This window comes from Bacillus cereus group sp. N8 (assembly GCF_016483685.1).
GTDB lineage: Bacteria > Bacillota > Bacilli > Bacillales > Bacillaceae_G > Bacillus_A > Bacillus_A proteolyticus.
The window spans coordinates 34197-50516 of record NZ_JAEHBK010000004.1 but is presented as its reverse complement, the minus strand read 5'-3'; the positions used below and the strand labels follow the sequence as shown (position 1 = coordinate 50516).

The window sequence follows — 16320 nt, the reverse complement described above, 5'->3', positions numbered from 1 at the left end:
ATATAAACTATGTTAAAATTGTCATGTTTTTATTCAAGAATCATTTGCATTACATTAGGGAGAGGAAAAGGGATGAGTGAATATTCATTCGGAAATTGTAATGAAGTACTACATTGCTTTTCTTTTTGTTGTGGAGAATTTAAGTGAAGGGTTGAAATGGTATGACATCAAATAATGAGCGAGCAGATATTTCTCAATCTTTAAAAGTATTTATTGCATTATCCCGTGTACATCGTTCTGTTATGGATACTACAAATAAATCCATACAAAGTAACGGATTAAATCCAACTGAGTTTGCTGTATTAGAACTACTATATCATAAAGGAGGCCAACCACTTCAGCAAATCGGTGAGCGTATTTTAATAGCTAGTGGTAGCATTACATACGTTGTAGATAAGCTAGAGAAAAAAGGACTAGTAAAGAGAATCCCGTGCCCGAATGATAGACGTGTTATTTATGCACAATTAACGGAGTCTGGAGAGAGCTTTATTGCTTCTATTTTTCCTGGGCATGAGCAAGTTATACATCAGTCTTTCGAAATGTTAACGAAAGATGAAAAGGATGAATTACTTGATCTATTAAAAAAGATTGGAAAGTATGAAAAATAACAATATGTTCCAAAGGAGCTTTGGATAAAGAAATCCAAGGCTTTTTTGTTTACATGTAATCATGACAGTATCTACTGTATTTTGCTGAAAAATAAGAGGATATTTGTAAGTAAGCATTGAATTATAGTAATGATGCATATAATGGAGAGGGGGCGCGTTCATGTCATTTAAAGACTATGAATATAAACGGCCAAATATTGAAGAATTAAAAGAGAAGTTTACTGTTTCTTTAGAAAAGTTCGATAATGCAAAAACAGTTGAAGAACAAAAACAAGTAATTAATTCAATCAATGAAATTCGCAATGATTTTGGTACAATGGGGAATCTTTGTTACATTCGTCATTCTGTTGATACGACAGATGCTTTTTATAAAGAAGAGCAAGATTTCTTTGATGAATACTCCCCGGTTGTACAAGGCTACGGAACAAAATATTATAAGGCGTTAATGAATTCTCCATTCCGTGAAGAATTAGAAGCGTATTATGGAAAGCAATTATTTGCTTTAGCTGAATGTGATTTAAAAACATATTCAGATGAAGTAGTGAAAGATTTGCAATTAGAGAATAAATTGTCTTCACAATATACACAGTTGTTAGCATCTGCAAAAATTGACTTTGCAGGAGAAGAAAGAACATTATCACAACTTATTCCGTTCATGCAAGGAAAAGAAAGAAGCGAACGTAAAGCAGCAAGTGAAGCATACTACGGATTTTTAGCCGGGAATGAGGAAGAGTTAGACCGTATTTATGATGAGCTTGTTAAAGTGAGAACAACAATTGCAAAAACACTTGGTTTTAAAAACTTTGTTGAATTAGGATATGCGAGAATGTATCGTACAGATTATAATGCTGAAATGGTTGCGAACTATCGCCAGCAAGTATTAGATTATATCGTTCCGGTTGCAACAGAGTTAAGAAATAGACAAAAAGCACGCATTGGTGTAGAAAAGCTCGCTTATTATGATGAAAACTTTGAGTTTGCTACAGGTAACCCAACTCCAAAAGGTGATGCGGATTGGATTATTAATCACGGGAAAACGATGTATAAAGAATTATCAGCTGAAACAGATGAATTTTTTAATTTCATGCTAGATAATGATTTATTAGATTTAGTTGCGAAAAAAGGAAAAGCTGGTGGTGGATATTGTACATATATTGAGAATTATAAAGCGCCATTCATTTTCTCAAACTTTAATGGAACGTCTGGTGACATTGATGTACTAACACATGAAGCTGGTCATGCTTTCCAAGTATATGAAAGTCGTAAGTATGAAATTCCAGAATACAATTGGCCAACATATGAAGCGTGTGAAATCCATTCAATGAGTATGGAATTCTTTACATGGCCATGGATGAAGTTATTCTTTGAAGAAGATGCGGAAAAATATTATTTCTCACACTTAAGTTCAGCACTTTTATTTTTACCGTACGGTGTATCTGTAGACGAATATCAACATTATGTATATGAGAATCCAGAAGCATCGCCAGCAGAACGTAAGTCAGCATGGCGTAACATAGAGAAGAAATATTTACCACATCGTGATTATGAAGATAATGATTATTTAGAGCGTGGTGGTTTCTGGCAACGTCAAGGTCACATTTATAGCTCACCGTTCTATTATATTGACTACACGTTAGCTCAAATTTGTGCGCTGCAATTTTGGAAACGTGCAAGAGATAATAGACAAGAGGCTTGGGAAGATTATGTGAATCTTTGTCAGCAAGGTGGAAGTAAATCATTCTTAGAATTAGTAGAAGTTGCAAATTTAACATCGCCATTTGCTGAAGGTTGTGTAAAAAGTGTAATTACAGAAATTGAAGCGTGGTTACGTGCTGTTGACGACACAAAATTGTAAAAAACATGCGCTTTTTTTCACATGTTTAACATCGACATAATGGAAAAATGATGAGATAATAAAAGAAAATTCAGAATTATTTAAGAGGTGTTTCTAATAAGGAGCACCTCTTTTCACCAACAAAAGGGGGGAAAGCATTATGCTTCAATCTAATATGGATGTTAGTTTAGAAACTTTAGTCCACTCATTACAGTCTACACGAAGCACGCTGTTATCAGAAATTGAAATGTTAAATGATACTGAGGTGAATGTAAAGCCACGTCGTGATAAATGGAGTATTATTCAAATTTTGCATCATTTACATTTAGTTGAACAGTCTGTCACATCTGCCCTTGTATATGCTTTGCAAAAAAAAGAAAGAAAGCTTGCTCCATTTAAAGACCTCCAACTTACGCTTGATCGCACATATAAACGGGAAGCTCCTCAACAAATGAAACCAACAGAGACATTAATGAAAAAACTGCAAGGAATTCAATTACTAGAACATTCACGACAAGAATTATTACATGCACTTCATAGTGTGATAGATGAAAAAGAATTATTTGAAAATGGATTGAAACATCCTATTTTTAATGATTTGAATTTATACCAATGGGTTCAATTTCTGGATTTGCACGAACAAAGGCATCTTACACAGTTAAAAGAAGCAAAACATGCAATTTTACAGCGATAAAGTGAAACTTTAATCATTGGGTGGCATTCCGCATTGATTATTATTCTTTACCAATCGGGATGCGCTCAAATAGTGGGAAAAAGGAAAAGAAGCGGTGAACCGCTTCTTTTCCTTTTTTACTCATGCATAGTTTTCTTTCTCATTTTGGAATACTACATGGAGAAGAGAAAAGGAGTTGAAAAGTATGTCAAAGAAAAAGAGAGAAGAAGAGCGCGCTTGGAAAGCTCGGAAAGAGAATCAAAAACCACATGGAAAAGTGAAAGCTTTTGCAGAATTAGTTGAAGGAACAGAAAAAACGTGATGAATTTCATCACGTTTTTTGTATGATTGGGAAAGTTAATAAAAATGTTGTGCCTGTTCCTTTTTCACTAATAATATCAATTTTTCCATTCATTGCTTGAATGACACTGAAGACGACCATCATCCCGAGTCCGGTCCCTTTTTCTTTCGTCGAGTAGAAGGGGGACCCGAGGCGTTTTACTTGTTCTGGATCCATACCAACGCCTGTATCTTTTATATACAATTGTATATGTTTATGGTCTGGAACTAATGTAAGAATAAGGTCACCACCGTTAGGCATAGCCTCAATGCAGTTTTTTAAAATATTTAATAAGCATTGGTTCAGCTTTTGCCTTTCACCAGCTATAAAGAAAGATGTACTTTGTTTTATGTAATGCATACGAACATTTGTTAAATTGGCGAGAGGTGTAATTAAAGATAACGCATGAAGTAACTCATCCTCTACTTGTAATTGTTGTTCTTTTTCAATACTCGGTTTTGCAAAAGTTAAGTAGTCTGTAAGAACATGATTTGCTTGTTCGATACCGTTAATGGCTATATCGATATATAATTTCCGTTCTTGCTCAGTACATGTACCGGACTGCAATAGTTGTAAAAAACCTTTCGTAGATGTTAAAGGATTACGAATTTCATGCGAGATAGAAGCCGCCATTTCGCCGATTAAATGAAATTTTTCAGCGTTCATAAGTTCATTTTGTAGACGAATTTGCATTTGGAGTATATGTAGCAAATACAAAATAAGAATGGTACCAATCATAGTGCATAGCTCATATACAATAATATGTGGTATATACTCGGTCTTATTTGCTACTTCTGCAAGGAAAAAAGGTATCCAACCAATTCCATAGGCGATGCTATAAAAAATAGCAAGTAGAATCTTTATATGATTTGAGCTGCGATTAAATAGTTTGTACGTTAACAATAGAATCGTAAATAGGAGAATAGAAGCAATAATGGATGGGAAAACACCGACTCCTCCTAATAATACGCGATATATGTTTAATACAACTAAGATAGAACCACCAGCAATAGGTCCTCCTGTTAATGTACCGACAATTAATACGATATGACGCATATCAAATTGAAAACCATTATTTGTTTTTGCTGCAAATGTGATACATAGTATGGTAGCGAGGCAACACAATACAATAAATATAGCTGAATTTAATTTAGGAGACCGTTTTCCTTTTTGATTCCAAAATAAGTGATATATAAGCATCGTAACGAGAATGAATAATATATTTAAAAAGAGGTAAATAATAAAGAGTTTCAGTGGAATGCCTCCTCTCTTCTCACATTAAATTAATCATACTATAAAATGAGAGAAATGAGATATGAAATAGCGGAAAAATCAGAAATTTTTTCTGGTAGTATACAATATGTTACAATATGTTTTGTCAATGAAAGAAGAAATTCCATGCACCGCATGGGAGAGGTTCGCGAACTCCCTCTATAAAAAACTATGGAAACAACAATATCCTTAGGTATTGTTTTGTTTTTTTATTGTGACAGTTCAAGAACGTTCTTTCTTCTTATTCGTAGTAGAGAAGGAGAATGAGTGAAATGAAAAAAGAAAAAGCAGTTGTTGTTTTTAGTGGTGGACAAGATAGTACAACATGTTTATTTTGGGCGATAGAGCAGTTTGCAGAAGTAGAAGCTGTAACATTTAATTACAATCAACGTCATAAGTTAGAAATTGATTGTGCAGTGGAAATTGCGAAAGAGCTAGGAATTAAACATACGGTACTAGATATGAGTCTATTAAATCAACTTGCTCCAAATGCGTTAACGAGAACGGATATGGAGATTACACATGAAGAAGGTGAATTGCCATCTACATTTGTAGATGGACGAAATTTATTATTCTTATCATTTGCTGCTGTATTAGCAAAACAAGTTGGAGCACGTCATATTGTAACGGGTGTATGTGAAACTGATTTTAGTGGTTATCCAGATTGCCGTGACGTGTTTGTGAAATCGTTAAACGTTACTTTAAATTTATCCATGGATTATCCGTTTGTTATTCATACACCGCTTATGTGGATTGATAAAGCAGCGACGTGGAAATTATCTGATGAACTTGGAGCATTCGAGTTTGTTCGAGAAAAAACATTAACGTGTTATAACGGAATCATTGGTGATGGTTGCGGTGAATGTCCAGCATGTCAACTTCGTAAAGCAGGATTAGATACGTACTTACAAGAACGCGAAGGAGCGAACAACTAATGGATAACTTTTTTGGATTTCGCATCGTAGAAAATTTGCAAAAAATGGACAAGGATATTCAGCGTGAACAACTTCAATATCATAATAAAAGAGTAATGGTCAGCAAGGAATTTACATTTGATGCAGCACACCATTTACACTGTTATGAAGGTAAATGTAAAAATTTACATGGCCACACATATAAAGTTGTATTTGGAATTAGTGGATATGTAAATGAAATAGGACTTGCAATTGACTTTGGAGATATAAAAGAAATTTGGAAAAATGAAATAGAAATTTATTTAGATCATCGTTATTTAAATGAAACATTACCAGCAATGAATACGACTGCTGAAAATATGGTAGTTTGGATTTATGAAAAGATGGCAGAAGCATTAACAAAAGATAATCGTGCGAATGAATACAAAGGAGCGCGTGTTGAATTTGTTCGTCTATTTGAGACACCGACTAGTTATGCGGAAGTGAGACGGGAGTGGATGCTCGATGAGTAAAATCCCCGTCTTAGAAATATTTGGTCCGACCATTCAAGGTGAAGGAATGGTTGTAGGACAAAAGACAATGTTTATCCGTACAGCGGGCTGTGATTATAGCTGTGCTTGGTGTGATTCGGCTTTTACGTGGGATGGATCGGCGAAAGATCAAATTAGACAAATGCCAGCGGAAGACATTTGGAATGAGCTTGTTGAAATTGGAGGAGAAAATTTCTCTCATGTTACGATTTCGGGTGGAAATCCTGTTTTATTGAAAAATATTGAGTCGCTTCTTTCTATATTAAAAGAAAATGGGATGCGAACGGCGATCGAAACACAAGGGAGTAAATGGCAAGATTGGTTACTTCAAATTGACGAGGTAACGATTTCGCCAAAACCACCAAGTTCAACAATGAAAACAGATTTTCAGAAGTTAGATGATGTTATTCAGAAACTAGCAGGAAAAGATATTAGTTTAAAAGTAGTCGTATTCGATGATCATGACTTTGAATATGCAGTTAAGATGCACGAACGTTATCCGGATGTACCATTTTTCTTACAAGTAGGGAACGATAATACGAAAACAGTGGATGATGCAATGCTTATTAAGAAATTATTAGATAAGTATGAGTGGCTTATTGAAAAAGCTGTTAATTGTAAAGAAATGAATGATGCGAAAGTATTGCCTCAGCTTCATGCGTTAGTATGGGGAAATAAACGCGGCGTATAATGAGAAGGGATGTTTAAAATGGCAGGAAGATTAGATGAAGATTTAAAAGATGTAACATTATTAGGAAATCAAAATACAAAATATTTATTTGAATATAGCCCAGAAATTTTAGAGGTATTTGATAATAACCATCCAAATCGTGATTACTTTGTAAAATTCAATTGTCCTGAATTTACAAGTTTATGTCCGAAAACAGGACAACCAGATTTTGCAACAATTTATATTAGCTACATTCCAGAACAAAGAATGGTAGAGAGTAAATCTTTAAAGCTGTATTTATTTAGCTTCCGAAATCATGGTGACTTCCACGAAGATTGCATGAACGTTATTATGAATGATTTAATTAAATTAATGGATCCACGTTATATTGAGGTATGGGGGAAATTTACACCACGTGGTGGGATTTCAATCGATCCTTACTGTAATTACGGTCGCCCAGGAACTAAGTATGAGAAAATGGCAGACTACCGTATGATGAACCACGATCTATATCCAGAAACAGTTGATAATCGTTAATATATATAGAAAGAAAGGATCTGTATGATATACAGATCCTTTCTTTCTATTATATTATGCATGTTGATTAATGACAGTATAGTTTTTATGGCTTACAACTGTAAGAGGTTCCATATCTAGTTCTCTGAAATTTTCCATAATTGTTAAATCAACAATAACGGAATTTTGATTTACTTTTTGAACACGGCCTTGCATTCCACCTTTAAATTCAATGATATCTCCAGTTTCTGCGATCTGCATAAGCAACTCTCCTTGTTACAGTTTTCCCCAAAAAAGAATAATTTGGGCTTTTTTTATTTCCTCTTATTTTGAACTATATTTACTAATTTGTAAATGTTTCCAAAGTAAAAATTCAAAAAATATTCACTTTTTGTAAGAAAATATGTAAAAAAATATTGTTAGGAGAGGAATGATGAAAATGCATACATCTTTATATGGGAGTATAATAAAAAAGATACAATGACCTACTAAAGTAGGAGAAATTAGGGGCGGTAAAATGATGTTTGAAATTGTGGGGAGCTTTATAGCGATTTTATTATTTTTATTTTCTTATATACAGTTGAAGAAAATGCGTCAACATGAAACAACTATATATTTTGATGGACTGGATGGTGTGCATGCATCGATAACGCATAATAGTAGTGGGGATATGTAATGATATATAACTTTCTTTTTATGCATGGTATGATGGCAATAAGAAATAGTACATAATATAGTTCGTAAGTGATGAATGGGGAGTGGAAAGAATGCGAATTTCTTTTATTCGTCATGGTCGTTTGGACAGTACTATAGAGCCAATGACAATTATTTCATTTCGTGAATGGATGAAGCAATATGATTTAGGAACTACGGTAAAAGAAGCTCATATACCGATTGAAACAATTGAGGCGATTACAACAGCGAAATTGGTCGTAACGAGTGATCAGAGGCGTGCTGTGCGATCAGCAACCGAATTAACGGATTCTTTATCTTTTGTGCAAAATCCTCTTTTTAGGGAAGCTGAAATTCCGACAGGTTTTTATGCTCCAAAATGGTTGAAATGTAAACCTAATGTATGGATGTTTATTGGACGTACACTATGGATAGCTGCTTATAGTAAGGATGTTGAGTCTTATAAGGAAGTACGAGAAAGAGCAAGGCAAGCTGCTAATATGTTACACCGCTATGCGCTCGTACACGGACGTATTGCTCTTGTAGGTCATAGTTATTTTAATGTGATGATTGGGACTGAACTGAGGGCAATGGGGTGGTCAGGTTCGCCTATTTTCCATAGAAAGCCATGGGGATGTACAACGTATACATTTCGTGAGGCAATGGATGGAAATGTATTAAATACGAATTTAACATAAAAGAGGCTGTCCCTTTGGCAGCCTCTTTCTTTACATAACAAGCAAAAAGAATTGTCCTTTTAAGATATAGAAACTAATGACCGTAATGGTTTTATTAGATGGGCATACGGTTCACCAACAAGCATAACGATGTTATCTTTTTTGTAACCAAGTTTTTCATATAGTGAAAAAGCGCGTTTGTTTTCTAAATTAACAAGTAAGGCGATTTTTTCATGACCTTTTTCAGTTGCATGAAGTTCAGCTGCATCGATTAATTTAGAGCCAATGCCACGTCCACTGTACATATTTGAAACTGACAACGTGTCAATATAATACTCATCAAATTCAGCTTCTTTTTCTAACGTAATGGATTCGTCTTCATGTAGTTCTCTTAAGTAGTGTACGATTGGTGCATCAAGTTGTTCAGCGTCACTACCGTGATAAACGACAATAACCCCAACTACCTTTCCATCTTGTTCAGCCACTAAACAGTTTTCATAGCTCAATCGATTATTTTCTTTTGCGAACCATGTTTCAAGTCCTAGTATCACTTTTGCTTCAACTGTGCTACCTGTGATTTTTTCAGCAATTTCGTGCAGAGCGTTATACAGTAAAGGTGCTACTCCTATCGCATCTGTCTTTTTTGCTTTCCGAATCATAGTATCCCTCCTAGTTCTATGCATATATTGTAGCATAAAATAAAATAACAAACAGTGGATTGGAACTTTGTTATACAGAGCGTCAAAAAGTTTGATATAGAGAAGTAGCTATGTTAGTATATGATATTTAGTGCGAAAATAATAAAGTGATATAGCTATAAAAATAATGAAAGTGAATTACATAATAGTAACGGGATAAATTTACCGTTGTCGACCTATAGAAGATGCGATAAAATAAACTATTGCAGAGAGGTGAAATACATGGATGAACAATTAGCAAATGCAATTTTGGATCAGCTGAAAAATGGTGAAATAAAGGAGTATGTTGCAACGAAAGATGTATTTTATACGTTTAGGAAAGTTGTAGTAAGTCGAGAAGATTTTAAACATATTATCGGGAACGCACAGCGCGGTGGACAGGTAATTTATACATATTCAGAAACACCACGTTCATAAATAGAAGATAAAGGGGAGGAGAATTATGGGCGATTTTAAACAAGGCATTTTACCGCATTGGGATTATATGTGGAAAGATAGAGCTGGGAATAGGTTTATGGGAATGGTTATGTATCCAGAGAAACGAAAATGTTCAGCAAAAATGCTTCAGAAAATAAAAAGAGCATATGAAGAAGCTGTAGAAATTAAAGTAACTGTACAAGTTCAACATACATATCAGTACGTAGAAGGAATGATCGTATACTTTGATGAAGAAGCGCCTGTATGTACAATGCTCGATAAAGATGAGAATCCACATCATATATTTATAAAAGATATTTTGCGTATTGAGCACCCGGAATAATTTTTTTCATAAATAAATTGAAGTTCCATAATAATAATCTTTTTCTATAATAGTTATCTTTTAGTATGTAACGAGGAACGAAAGAGTATGTATAATATTTAATAAAGTAAAATTGATAAATGTAATCGTTGTTTAGAACAGATTATCGTTTAATGTCTGTTCTTTTTTGCGTGATGCTGGAGAAATATAATCCTCCAGCATTTACTGTTTTACGACAAAAAATATTGTTAACTTTTTTAAAATGAGGTTAAATGCGTTGACAACTTTTTTGAAAAGCACTTTATTGACATGAGTTTTAGAATGTTGTTTCATAGTCTTTGTATTGAAAAAAAACGATGATCATGTCGAAAAGTAAAAGTTAAAAAAATAAAGATTTTATACATATATCTTGTGTCTTATTTTGAAACGTAATACAATATATAGAGAAAACAAGAAACGACATACAGAGAATATATATTGGAGAGGGAGGGTCGGAAATGTTAGTTGCATATGATTCTATGACAGGAAACGTGAAGCGTTTCATCCACAAATTAAATATGCCGGCCGTTCAAATTGATGAAGCTCTAGTATTAGATGAAGACTTTATTCTTATTACGTATACAACAGGTTTTGGCAATGTACCGGAACGTGTTTTAGACTTTTTAGAACGCAATAATGAAAAATTAAAAGGCGTATCTGCAAGCGGCAATCGTAATTGGGGAGACATGTTCGGTGCAAGTGCTGACAAAATTTCTACTAAATATGAAGTGCCTATTGTATCAAAATTTGAGTTATCTGGAACAAATAATGATGTAGAATATTTTAAAGAAAGGGTGCGGGAGATTGCGACACATTGAACTGAATAATGAAATCACGCAAATGCAGGACGGTTTTTATCAGCTTCATAAAGATAAAGAGGCGTTAGAAGTCTTTATGGAAGAAGCTAGAGAGAATACCGTTCATTTTAATAGCGTGGCAGAGCGAATGGAGTATATGAAAGAACACGATTACTATTACAACGTTCTGGACGAGTATAGCTTGGAGGAAGTAGAGGGAGTATATAACATCGCTTATGGTGAAAACTTCGAGTTCCAATCTTATATGGCAGCATCTAAGTTCTATAAAGATTATGCGTTAAAAACGAATGATCAAAAACAATACTTAGAAAGCTATGAAGATCGTGTAGCAATTGTGTCATTATACTTAGGACGCGGTGATGTTGCGAAGGCAAAACACTTCGCAAGCATGATTGTAAAACAAAACTACCAACCAGCGACACCAACCTTTTTAAATGCGGGAAGAAGCAGAAGAGGAGAAATGGTGTCTTGTTTCTTGTTAGAGATGGATGATAGCTTAAATTCAATTGGCTTTAACATTAATACTGCAATGCAATTATCGAAAATCGGTGGTGGAGTAGCTTTAAACTTATCTAAGCTACGCGCACGTGGTGAGCAAATTAAAGGTATTGATAACGCCGCAAGTGGTGTAGTACCTGTTATGAAATTGCTTGAAGATTCGTTTTCATATGCGAATCAACTTGGCCAACGAAAAGGTGCCGGCGCTGTATACTTAAACATTTTCCATTGGGATATTATTGAATTCCTTGATACAAAAAAAATAAATGCCGATGAGAAGAGCCGTATTCAGTCTCTATCAATCGGAATTATCGTTCCAAGTAAGTTCTTTGAACTTGCTGAGAAAAACGAACCTTTCCATGTTTTCGCGCCTTATACAGTATTTAAAGAGTACGGAAAACATTTAGATGATATAGATATTGATGAAATGTACGATGAATTAATGAGCAATCCGAAAGTGAAGAAGAAGCCACTAGATATTAGTGCACGTGATATGCTGATTAAAATCGCTATGATCCAGCTTGAGTCTGGTTATCCATACTTAATGTTTAAATCAAATGCAAATAACCAGCATCCATTGAAGGATATTGGAACTGTGAAGATGTCGAACTTGTGTTAAATATGTAGCACCTTCTAGTAGAAATGCTAGTCGAACACTCCGTTAAACGGGGAAAGCCTCAAGTTTGAGGTAACCTACCGTGCTAAATCTTATCTTAGAATGAAAATATAAAAGTTCAGAATGTATCTTATTATTTTGTATAGCAGAGTTATCGGACAACATAAAGTAATAAGAGACTTTCTGAATTAAGATAAGTAAAAGCCTAACGACTATCCCATTTGGGAGTAGAGCGCAAGCGATTGGCGTTCGAAAAGCGGAGCACCTAACCAGGTAATGCTGTAGGTGATGATATAGTCTGTCCTGTATGGTGACATACAGCAGTTGCATGAGCAACGGACTGAGTAGTAGCGAACTCGGTTGAACATTCGAGACAGAAATCTTCCAGCTTCAAGAAACTTCTGAAATAAATGATTACGGTACAGATGACATTATCCGTCGTGATATTAACTGTAACTTAGGATCGTTAAATATCGTAAATGTAATGGAAAATAAAGAGATTCGTGAAGCAGTTCATGCGGGGATGGAAGCTTTAACAGCTGTTTCTGATATGACGATCATTCCGAATGCGCCAACTGTGAAAAAAGCAAATGATGAGCTTCATTCAGTTGGACTTGGAGCAATGAATTTACACGGATATTTATCAAAAAATAAAATCGCATATGAAAGTGCAGAAGCGAAAGAGTTCGCTCGTACATTCTTTATGATGTTAAATTACTACTCGATTGAGAAAAGTATGGAAATCGCTAAAGAAAAAGGCGAAACATTTAAAGACTTCGATAAGTCTGATTATGCGAACGGCACATACTTTGAAAAGTATGAAACGACAGATTACAGCCCAGTAACTGAAAAAGTTCAGCAATTATTTGAAGGAATTCATATTCCAACAAAAGCAGATTGGACAAGTTTAAAAGAGCAAGTGAAGAAGAATGGGTTATATAATTCATATCGTCTTGCAATCGCTCCGACACAATCGATTAGTTACGTTCAAAATGCAACTTCAAGCGTAATGCCGATCGTAAGTCAAATTGAATCAAGAACGTATGCGAATGCGACAACATATTATCCAATGCCGTATTTATCAAAAGATACATTCTGGTACTATAAATCTTCTTACGATATGAATCAGTTTAAATTAATTGATTTAATCGCGGAAATTCAAGAACATATTGACCAAGGAATTAGTACTATTCTTTATGTTAATAGTGATATTTCAACACGTGAGTTAGCACGTTACTACATTTATGCACATAAAAAAGGCTTGAAGAGTCTTTATTATACGAGAACACGTAAATTAAGCGTAGAAGAGTGCGTGGCTTGTACCGTTTAATATAAAAAGTGAGACATTATGAGCAGGGTTTTTCTGAACCCTGCTCATGCTTAGTTATCAATTTTTTTATGTTTATTTAGAGAAGGGGCGATTTAATGCGTGCGGTAAACTGGAACAAAAAAGAAGATGATTTTAGTTTAATGTTTTGGAAGCAAAACATCGCTCAGTTTTGGACAGAAGAAGAAATCGCAGTGTCTTCTGACAAAAATACTTGGGCACAATTATCAAAAGAAGAGCAAATTGCTTATAAGCGTGTATTAGGTGGTTTAACACTTTTAGATACGAAACAAGGTGGCGAAGGGATGCCTCTTGTGCTTGTTCATCTTGAAAATTTACAAGCGAAAAGTGTATTAGCTTTCATGGGCGCTATGGAAGAAGTACATGCGAAGAGTTACAGTCATATTTTCACAACGTTAGCTACTGAAGAAGAAATTGATGATATTTTTGAATGGGTAGATAACCATCCATTACTTGAGAAAAAAGCTGGTATTGTTACTAATTACTATCGTCGTTTATTAAAGTCTGAAGTAACGAAAAAAGAGTTATACATGGCAATGGTAGCAAGTGTGTTCTTAGAAAGTTACTTATTCTATAGTGGATTCTTCTATCCACTTTATTTAGCAGGTCAAGGGAAATTGACGGCAAGTGGTGAGATTATTAACCTAATAATTCGTGATGAGTCCATTCACGGCGTATTCGTCGGTATTTTAGCACAACAAATCTTCGCAGAACTTTCTGCAGAAGATCAACAAGAAGTGCAAAAAGAAACGCAAGAATTATTAATGGAACTATATGAAATTGAAATGGCATATACAGAAGAAATTTACACTTCTATCGGTCTTGTAGAGGATGTAAATCGTTTCGTTCGTTACAATGCGAATAAAGGACTTATGAACTTAGGGCTTGAGCCGAAGTTTGAAGAAGAAGAAATTAACCCAATCGTTTTAAATGGTTTACGTACAGATACGAAAAACCATGATTTCTTCTCTGTAAAAGGAAATGGTTACGTAAAAGCAACGAACGTTGAAAAGTTAGCTGACGATGACTTCGTATTCAATTTTTAATATAGTGTTATAGAAAAAGCTGTCTTTATAGAGAAGACAGCTTTTTTGCTATGAATGGTTTACATAATGTTATTATTTCATGAAAATGTTTTAATCTTGTAAAAGCCCAGTTTGCGAGGAAGTGGGGATAAAGAAAATACACGGGTTAAAGTTTTATTTTCATATTTAGTGGTATGAGAGATTGAATAACTTATGTAAAAATGAATAAAAAATGAGAAGAAATGAGGTCCAACTACACCTATACGTTCTTTTTAATATTGAATTTTCAAAGTCTAGAAATTTTGGCTTAAAAATTGCATGAATATTTAAAAAGTAACGAAAAGGGAGGTAATACTTGATGTGATATTCAGTTACTTGAAAACGCTTCCTTTTAACTGTCGATTTTTAAATGGAAATTAGATAGAGAAAGTAGGGGGAATGATAGGTGGGAAAAGTAGTTGGTTTAAAACGTTCATTAGGACTTTGGTCAATTGTTATGCTAGGGGTCGGGTATATGACACCGATGGTTGGATTTGATACATTTGGAATCGTTTCTGAAAAAACGGGCGGTCATGTTCCAGGAGCTTATCTTATTGCATTAGCAGGAATGTTGTTTACCGCTGCAAGCTACGGAAAAATGGTAAAGGTTTTTCCTACCGCAGGATCTGCTTATACGTATACGCAGAAGACAATTAGTGCAAGGCTTGGGTTTCTTGTTGGATGGTCCGCGTTATTGGATTATTTATTTCTACCGATGGTGAACGCACTATTAACGCGAATTTATATGTCAGCATTTTTTCCAAGTGTTCCTAGTTGGGTATGGGTCATTGGTTTTGTTCTCCTGGTTACATTAATAAATATGATTAGCGTAAATGTTACTGCTAATTTCAATACGTTCTTAGTAATATTTCAAGTGTTAGTAATGGCCGTGTTTGTTTTTCTAGTTATAAAAGGTTTATTAGCGGGAGAGGGAACAGGAGAAGTTTTTTCCATTCAGCCGTTTTTTCAATCGGATATACAAATATCACCGTTAGTTGCAGGTGCGACAATTCTTTGTTTCTCATTTTTAGGTTTTGATGCAGTAACTACATTTTCAGAAGAGACACCAAACGCGGAGAAAACAATTCCTCGAGCTATTTTTCTTACTGCTTTAATTGGTGGAGTTTTATTCATTACTACTACGTATTTTACACAGTCTATTTTTCCAGATACATCTGTATTTAAAGATAAAGAATCAGCGTCTCCAGAAATCGCGCTATATGTTGGAGGAAAACTATTTCAAGCTTTCTTTTTAGTAGGAACGCTTATGGGGACACTTGCGTCTGGTTTAGCTTCTCATACAAGTGTATCCAGATTATTGTACGTTATGGGGCGAGACAATGTAATTCCGAAGAAAATATTCGGATACATTCATCCCCGCTGGAGAACTCCAGTATATAACATTGTTATTGTAGGAATTATTTCGCTCTCGGCTATATTCATTGATTTAGAAACGGCAGCATCTCTTATTAATTTTGGAGCGCTTATTGCATTTACATTTGTTAATTTATCTGTAATTTCCTACTATGTAATTAAGAAAAAAAGATATAAAACGATAAAAGATTGTTTAAATTTCTTAGTTATGCCTATTTTAGGTGCTGGTACTGTGGCAGTACTATGGTTTAACCTCAATATTCATTCACTTATTCTAGGGATTTGCTGGGCTGCTATTGGAATTGGGTACCTTCTATATGTTACAAATATGTTCCGTTCAGCTCCTCCGCAAATGCATTTTGAAGAAGCACAGGAAATATAAAAAGAAAAAGACATCGGATAAGTTCCGATGTCTTTTTT

Annotated in this window: 19 protein-coding genes, 1 pseudogene and 1 riboswitch; of the genes and pseudogenes, 17 read left to right on the top strand and 3 right to left on the bottom strand. The window is 34.6% G+C overall.

The window, feature by feature from the left end:
• Nucleotides 1-161: 161 nt before the first annotated feature.
• The 4 genes from JDS80_RS08670 (at nucleotide 162) to JDS80_RS31385 (ending at nucleotide 3437) form a co-directional block, all read left to right on the top strand.
• A complete protein-coding gene (locus JDS80_RS08670; protein WP_071744767.1) occupies nucleotides 162-608 on the top strand; it encodes a MarR family winged helix-turn-helix transcriptional regulator in 447 nt (148 codons plus the stop codon).
• Nucleotides 609-768: 160 nt separating this feature from the next.
• Complete coding sequence (locus JDS80_RS08665; RefSeq protein ID WP_071744768.1) at nucleotides 769-2463, top strand: M3 family oligoendopeptidase; 1695 nt, start codon at nucleotides 769-771, stop codon at nucleotides 2461-2463.
• Nucleotides 2464-2602: 139 nt separating this feature from the next.
• Nucleotides 2603-3136: a DinB family protein gene (locus tag JDS80_RS08660; protein WP_000941980.1), complete on the top strand. Its 534-nt coding sequence runs from the start codon at nucleotides 2603-2605 to the stop codon at nucleotides 3134-3136.
• Nucleotides 3137-3320: 184 nt separating this feature from the next.
• The gene (locus tag JDS80_RS31385; protein WP_000038354.1) at nucleotides 3321-3437 is read left to right on the top strand and encodes a DUF6254 family protein; all 117 of its coding nucleotides are present in this window, start codon (nucleotides 3321-3323) and stop codon (nucleotides 3435-3437) included.
• A 9-nt stretch (nucleotides 3438-3446) separates the two neighbouring features.
• On the opposite strand, the gene JDS80_RS08655 is transcribed toward JDS80_RS31385, so the two are convergent.
• Entirely contained in the window at nucleotides 3447-4655 is a 1209-nt protein-coding gene (locus JDS80_RS08655; RefSeq protein WP_071770220.1) for an ATP-binding protein, read from the bottom strand.
• A 207-nt stretch (nucleotides 4656-4862) separates the two neighbouring features.
• Nucleotides 4863-4906, top strand: a riboswitch (PreQ1 riboswitch).
• A 93-nt stretch (nucleotides 4907-4999) separates the two neighbouring features.
• Between JDS80_RS08655 and queC the strand changes: the two genes are divergently transcribed.
• Genes queC through queF form a run of 4 tightly spaced genes read left to right on the top strand, consistent with a single transcriptional unit; the run spans nucleotide 5000 to nucleotide 7378 of the window.
• Nucleotides 5000-5662 carry a 7-cyano-7-deazaguanine synthase QueC gene (gene queC / locus JDS80_RS08650; RefSeq protein ID WP_071744770.1) on the top strand — a complete coding sequence of 221 codons (663 nt, stop codon included), beginning with the start codon at nucleotides 5000-5002 and terminating at the stop codon, nucleotides 5660-5662.
• Entirely contained in the window at nucleotides 5662-6153 is a 492-nt protein-coding gene (gene queD, locus JDS80_RS08645) for a 6-carboxytetrahydropterin synthase QueD (protein WP_071744771.1), read from the top strand. Before queC ends, queD begins: the two co-directional genes overlap by 1 nt.
• Nucleotides 6146-6862, top strand: coding sequence for a 7-carboxy-7-deazaguanine synthase QueE (gene queE / locus JDS80_RS08640; protein ID WP_199638030.1), 717 nt, complete (start codon nucleotides 6146-6148; stop codon nucleotides 6860-6862). The genes queD and queE overlap by 8 nt, the downstream gene beginning before the upstream one ends.
• Before the next feature lie 18 nt (nucleotides 6863-6880).
• A complete protein-coding gene (gene queF / locus JDS80_RS08635; protein WP_000918893.1) occupies nucleotides 6881-7378 on the top strand; it encodes a preQ(1) synthase in 498 nt (165 codons plus the stop codon).
• Between the two features lie 54 nt (nucleotides 7379-7432).
• Here queF and JDS80_RS08630 read toward each other — a convergent pair whose 3' ends face one another.
• A complete protein-coding gene (locus JDS80_RS08630; RefSeq protein ID WP_001165083.1) occupies nucleotides 7433-7618 on the bottom strand; it encodes a YkvS family protein in 186 nt (61 codons plus the stop codon).
• A gap of 256 nt (nucleotides 7619-7874) precedes the next feature.
• Between JDS80_RS08630 and JDS80_RS08625 the strand changes: the two genes are divergently transcribed.
• On the top strand, nucleotides 7875-8033 hold the full coding sequence (locus JDS80_RS08625) for a hypothetical protein (protein WP_199638028.1): 159 nt from the start codon (nucleotides 7875-7877) through the stop codon (nucleotides 8031-8033).
• Nucleotides 8034-8124: 91 nt separating this feature from the next.
• Nucleotides 8125-8727 (top strand): histidine phosphatase family protein, encoded by a 603-nt coding sequence (locus JDS80_RS08620; RefSeq protein WP_071770218.1) that lies wholly within the window; start codon nucleotides 8125-8127, stop codon nucleotides 8725-8727.
• Nucleotides 8728-8786: 59 nt separating this feature from the next.
• On the opposite strand, the gene JDS80_RS08615 is transcribed toward JDS80_RS08620, so the two are convergent.
• The gene (locus JDS80_RS08615) at nucleotides 8787-9365 is read right to left on the bottom strand and encodes a GNAT family N-acetyltransferase (RefSeq protein ID WP_199638026.1); all 579 of its coding nucleotides are present in this window, start codon (nucleotides 9363-9365) and stop codon (nucleotides 8787-8789) included.
• A 261-nt stretch (nucleotides 9366-9626) separates the two neighbouring features.
• On the opposite strand from JDS80_RS08615, the gene JDS80_RS08610 reads away from it, so the two are divergent.
• The 7 genes and pseudogenes from JDS80_RS08610 to JDS80_RS08580 all read left to right on the top strand — a co-directional run bounded on the left by JDS80_RS08610 (nucleotide 9627) and on the right by JDS80_RS08580 (nucleotide 16282).
• Entirely contained in the window at nucleotides 9627-9821 is a 195-nt protein-coding gene (locus JDS80_RS08610; RefSeq protein ID WP_000344282.1) for a hypothetical protein, read from the top strand.
• A 25-nt stretch (nucleotides 9822-9846) separates the two neighbouring features.
• On the top strand, nucleotides 9847-10164 hold the full coding sequence (locus JDS80_RS08605; protein WP_071770217.1) for a hypothetical protein: 318 nt from the start codon (nucleotides 9847-9849) through the stop codon (nucleotides 10162-10164).
• A gap of 476 nt (nucleotides 10165-10640) precedes the next feature.
• The gene (gene nrdI, locus JDS80_RS08600; RefSeq protein WP_000959445.1) at nucleotides 10641-11000 is read left to right on the top strand and encodes a class Ib ribonucleoside-diphosphate reductase assembly flavoprotein NrdI; all 360 of its coding nucleotides are present in this window, start codon (nucleotides 10641-10643) and stop codon (nucleotides 10998-11000) included.
• Nucleotides 10987-12114 (top strand): annotated as a pseudogene (locus JDS80_RS08595) (ribonucleotide reductase N-terminal alpha domain-containing protein); the annotation flags it as partial. The gene nrdI and the pseudogene JDS80_RS08595, both read left to right, overlap by 14 nt.
• Before the next feature lie 379 nt (nucleotides 12115-12493).
• On the top strand, nucleotides 12494-13444 hold the full coding sequence (locus JDS80_RS08590; RefSeq protein WP_327818117.1) for a ribonucleotide reductase large subunit: 951 nt from the start codon (nucleotides 12494-12496) through the stop codon (nucleotides 13442-13444).
• Nucleotides 13445-13539: 95 nt separating this feature from the next.
• Entirely contained in the window at nucleotides 13540-14508 is a 969-nt protein-coding gene (nrdF, locus tag JDS80_RS08585; RefSeq protein ID WP_199638024.1) for a class 1b ribonucleoside-diphosphate reductase subunit beta, read from the top strand.
• A gap of 424 nt (nucleotides 14509-14932) precedes the next feature.
• Nucleotides 14933-16282: an amino acid permease gene (locus tag JDS80_RS08580; protein ID WP_199638022.1), complete on the top strand. Its 1350-nt coding sequence runs from the start codon at nucleotides 14933-14935 to the stop codon at nucleotides 16280-16282.
• The last annotated feature ends 38 nt before the right edge of the window (nucleotides 16283-16320 follow it).

Coding starts and splice junctions, on each gene's coding strand:
- queD (WP_071744771.1), top strand. CDS start 5,662: ATGGATAACTTTTTTGGATTTCGCATCGTAGAAAATTTGCAAAAAATG.
- nrdI (WP_000959445.1), top strand. CDS start 10,641: ATGTTAGTTGCATATGATTCTATGACAGGAAACGTGAAGCGTTTCATC.
- queC (WP_071744770.1), top strand. CDS start 5,000: ATGAAAAAAGAAAAAGCAGTTGTTGTTTTTAGTGGTGGACAAGATAGT.
- queE (WP_199638030.1), top strand. CDS start 6,146: ATGAGTAAAATCCCCGTCTTAGAAATATTTGGTCCGACCATTCAAGGT.
- JDS80_RS31385 (WP_000038354.1), top strand. CDS start 3,321: ATGTCAAAGAAAAAGAGAGAAGAAGAGCGCGCTTGGAAAGCTCGGAAA.
- JDS80_RS08630 (WP_001165083.1), bottom strand. CDS start 7,618: ATGCAGATCGCAGAAACTGGAGATATCATTGAATTTAAAGGTGGAATG.
- JDS80_RS08610 (WP_000344282.1), top strand. CDS start 9,627: ATGGATGAACAATTAGCAAATGCAATTTTGGATCAGCTGAAAAATGGT.
- JDS80_RS08660 (WP_000941980.1), top strand. CDS start 2,603: ATGCTTCAATCTAATATGGATGTTAGTTTAGAAACTTTAGTCCACTCA.
- queF (WP_000918893.1), top strand. CDS start 6,881: ATGGCAGGAAGATTAGATGAAGATTTAAAAGATGTAACATTATTAGGA.
- JDS80_RS08655 (WP_071770220.1), bottom strand. CDS start 4,655: ATGCTTATATATCACTTATTTTGGAATCAAAAAGGAAAACGGTCTCCT.
- JDS80_RS08605 (WP_071770217.1), top strand. CDS start 9,847: ATGGGCGATTTTAAACAAGGCATTTTACCGCATTGGGATTATATGTGG.
- JDS80_RS08670 (WP_071744767.1), top strand. CDS start 162: ATGACATCAAATAATGAGCGAGCAGATATTTCTCAATCTTTAAAAGTA.
- JDS80_RS08615 (WP_199638026.1), bottom strand. CDS start 9,365: ATGATTCGGAAAGCAAAAAAGACAGATGCGATAGGAGTAGCACCTTTA.
- nrdF (WP_199638024.1), top strand. CDS start 13,540: ATGCGTGCGGTAAACTGGAACAAAAAAGAAGATGATTTTAGTTTAATG.
- JDS80_RS08625 (WP_199638028.1), top strand. CDS start 7,875: ATGATGTTTGAAATTGTGGGGAGCTTTATAGCGATTTTATTATTTTTA.
- JDS80_RS08620 (WP_071770218.1), top strand. CDS start 8,125: ATGCGAATTTCTTTTATTCGTCATGGTCGTTTGGACAGTACTATAGAG.
- JDS80_RS08665 (WP_071744768.1), top strand. CDS start 769: ATGTCATTTAAAGACTATGAATATAAACGGCCAAATATTGAAGAATTA.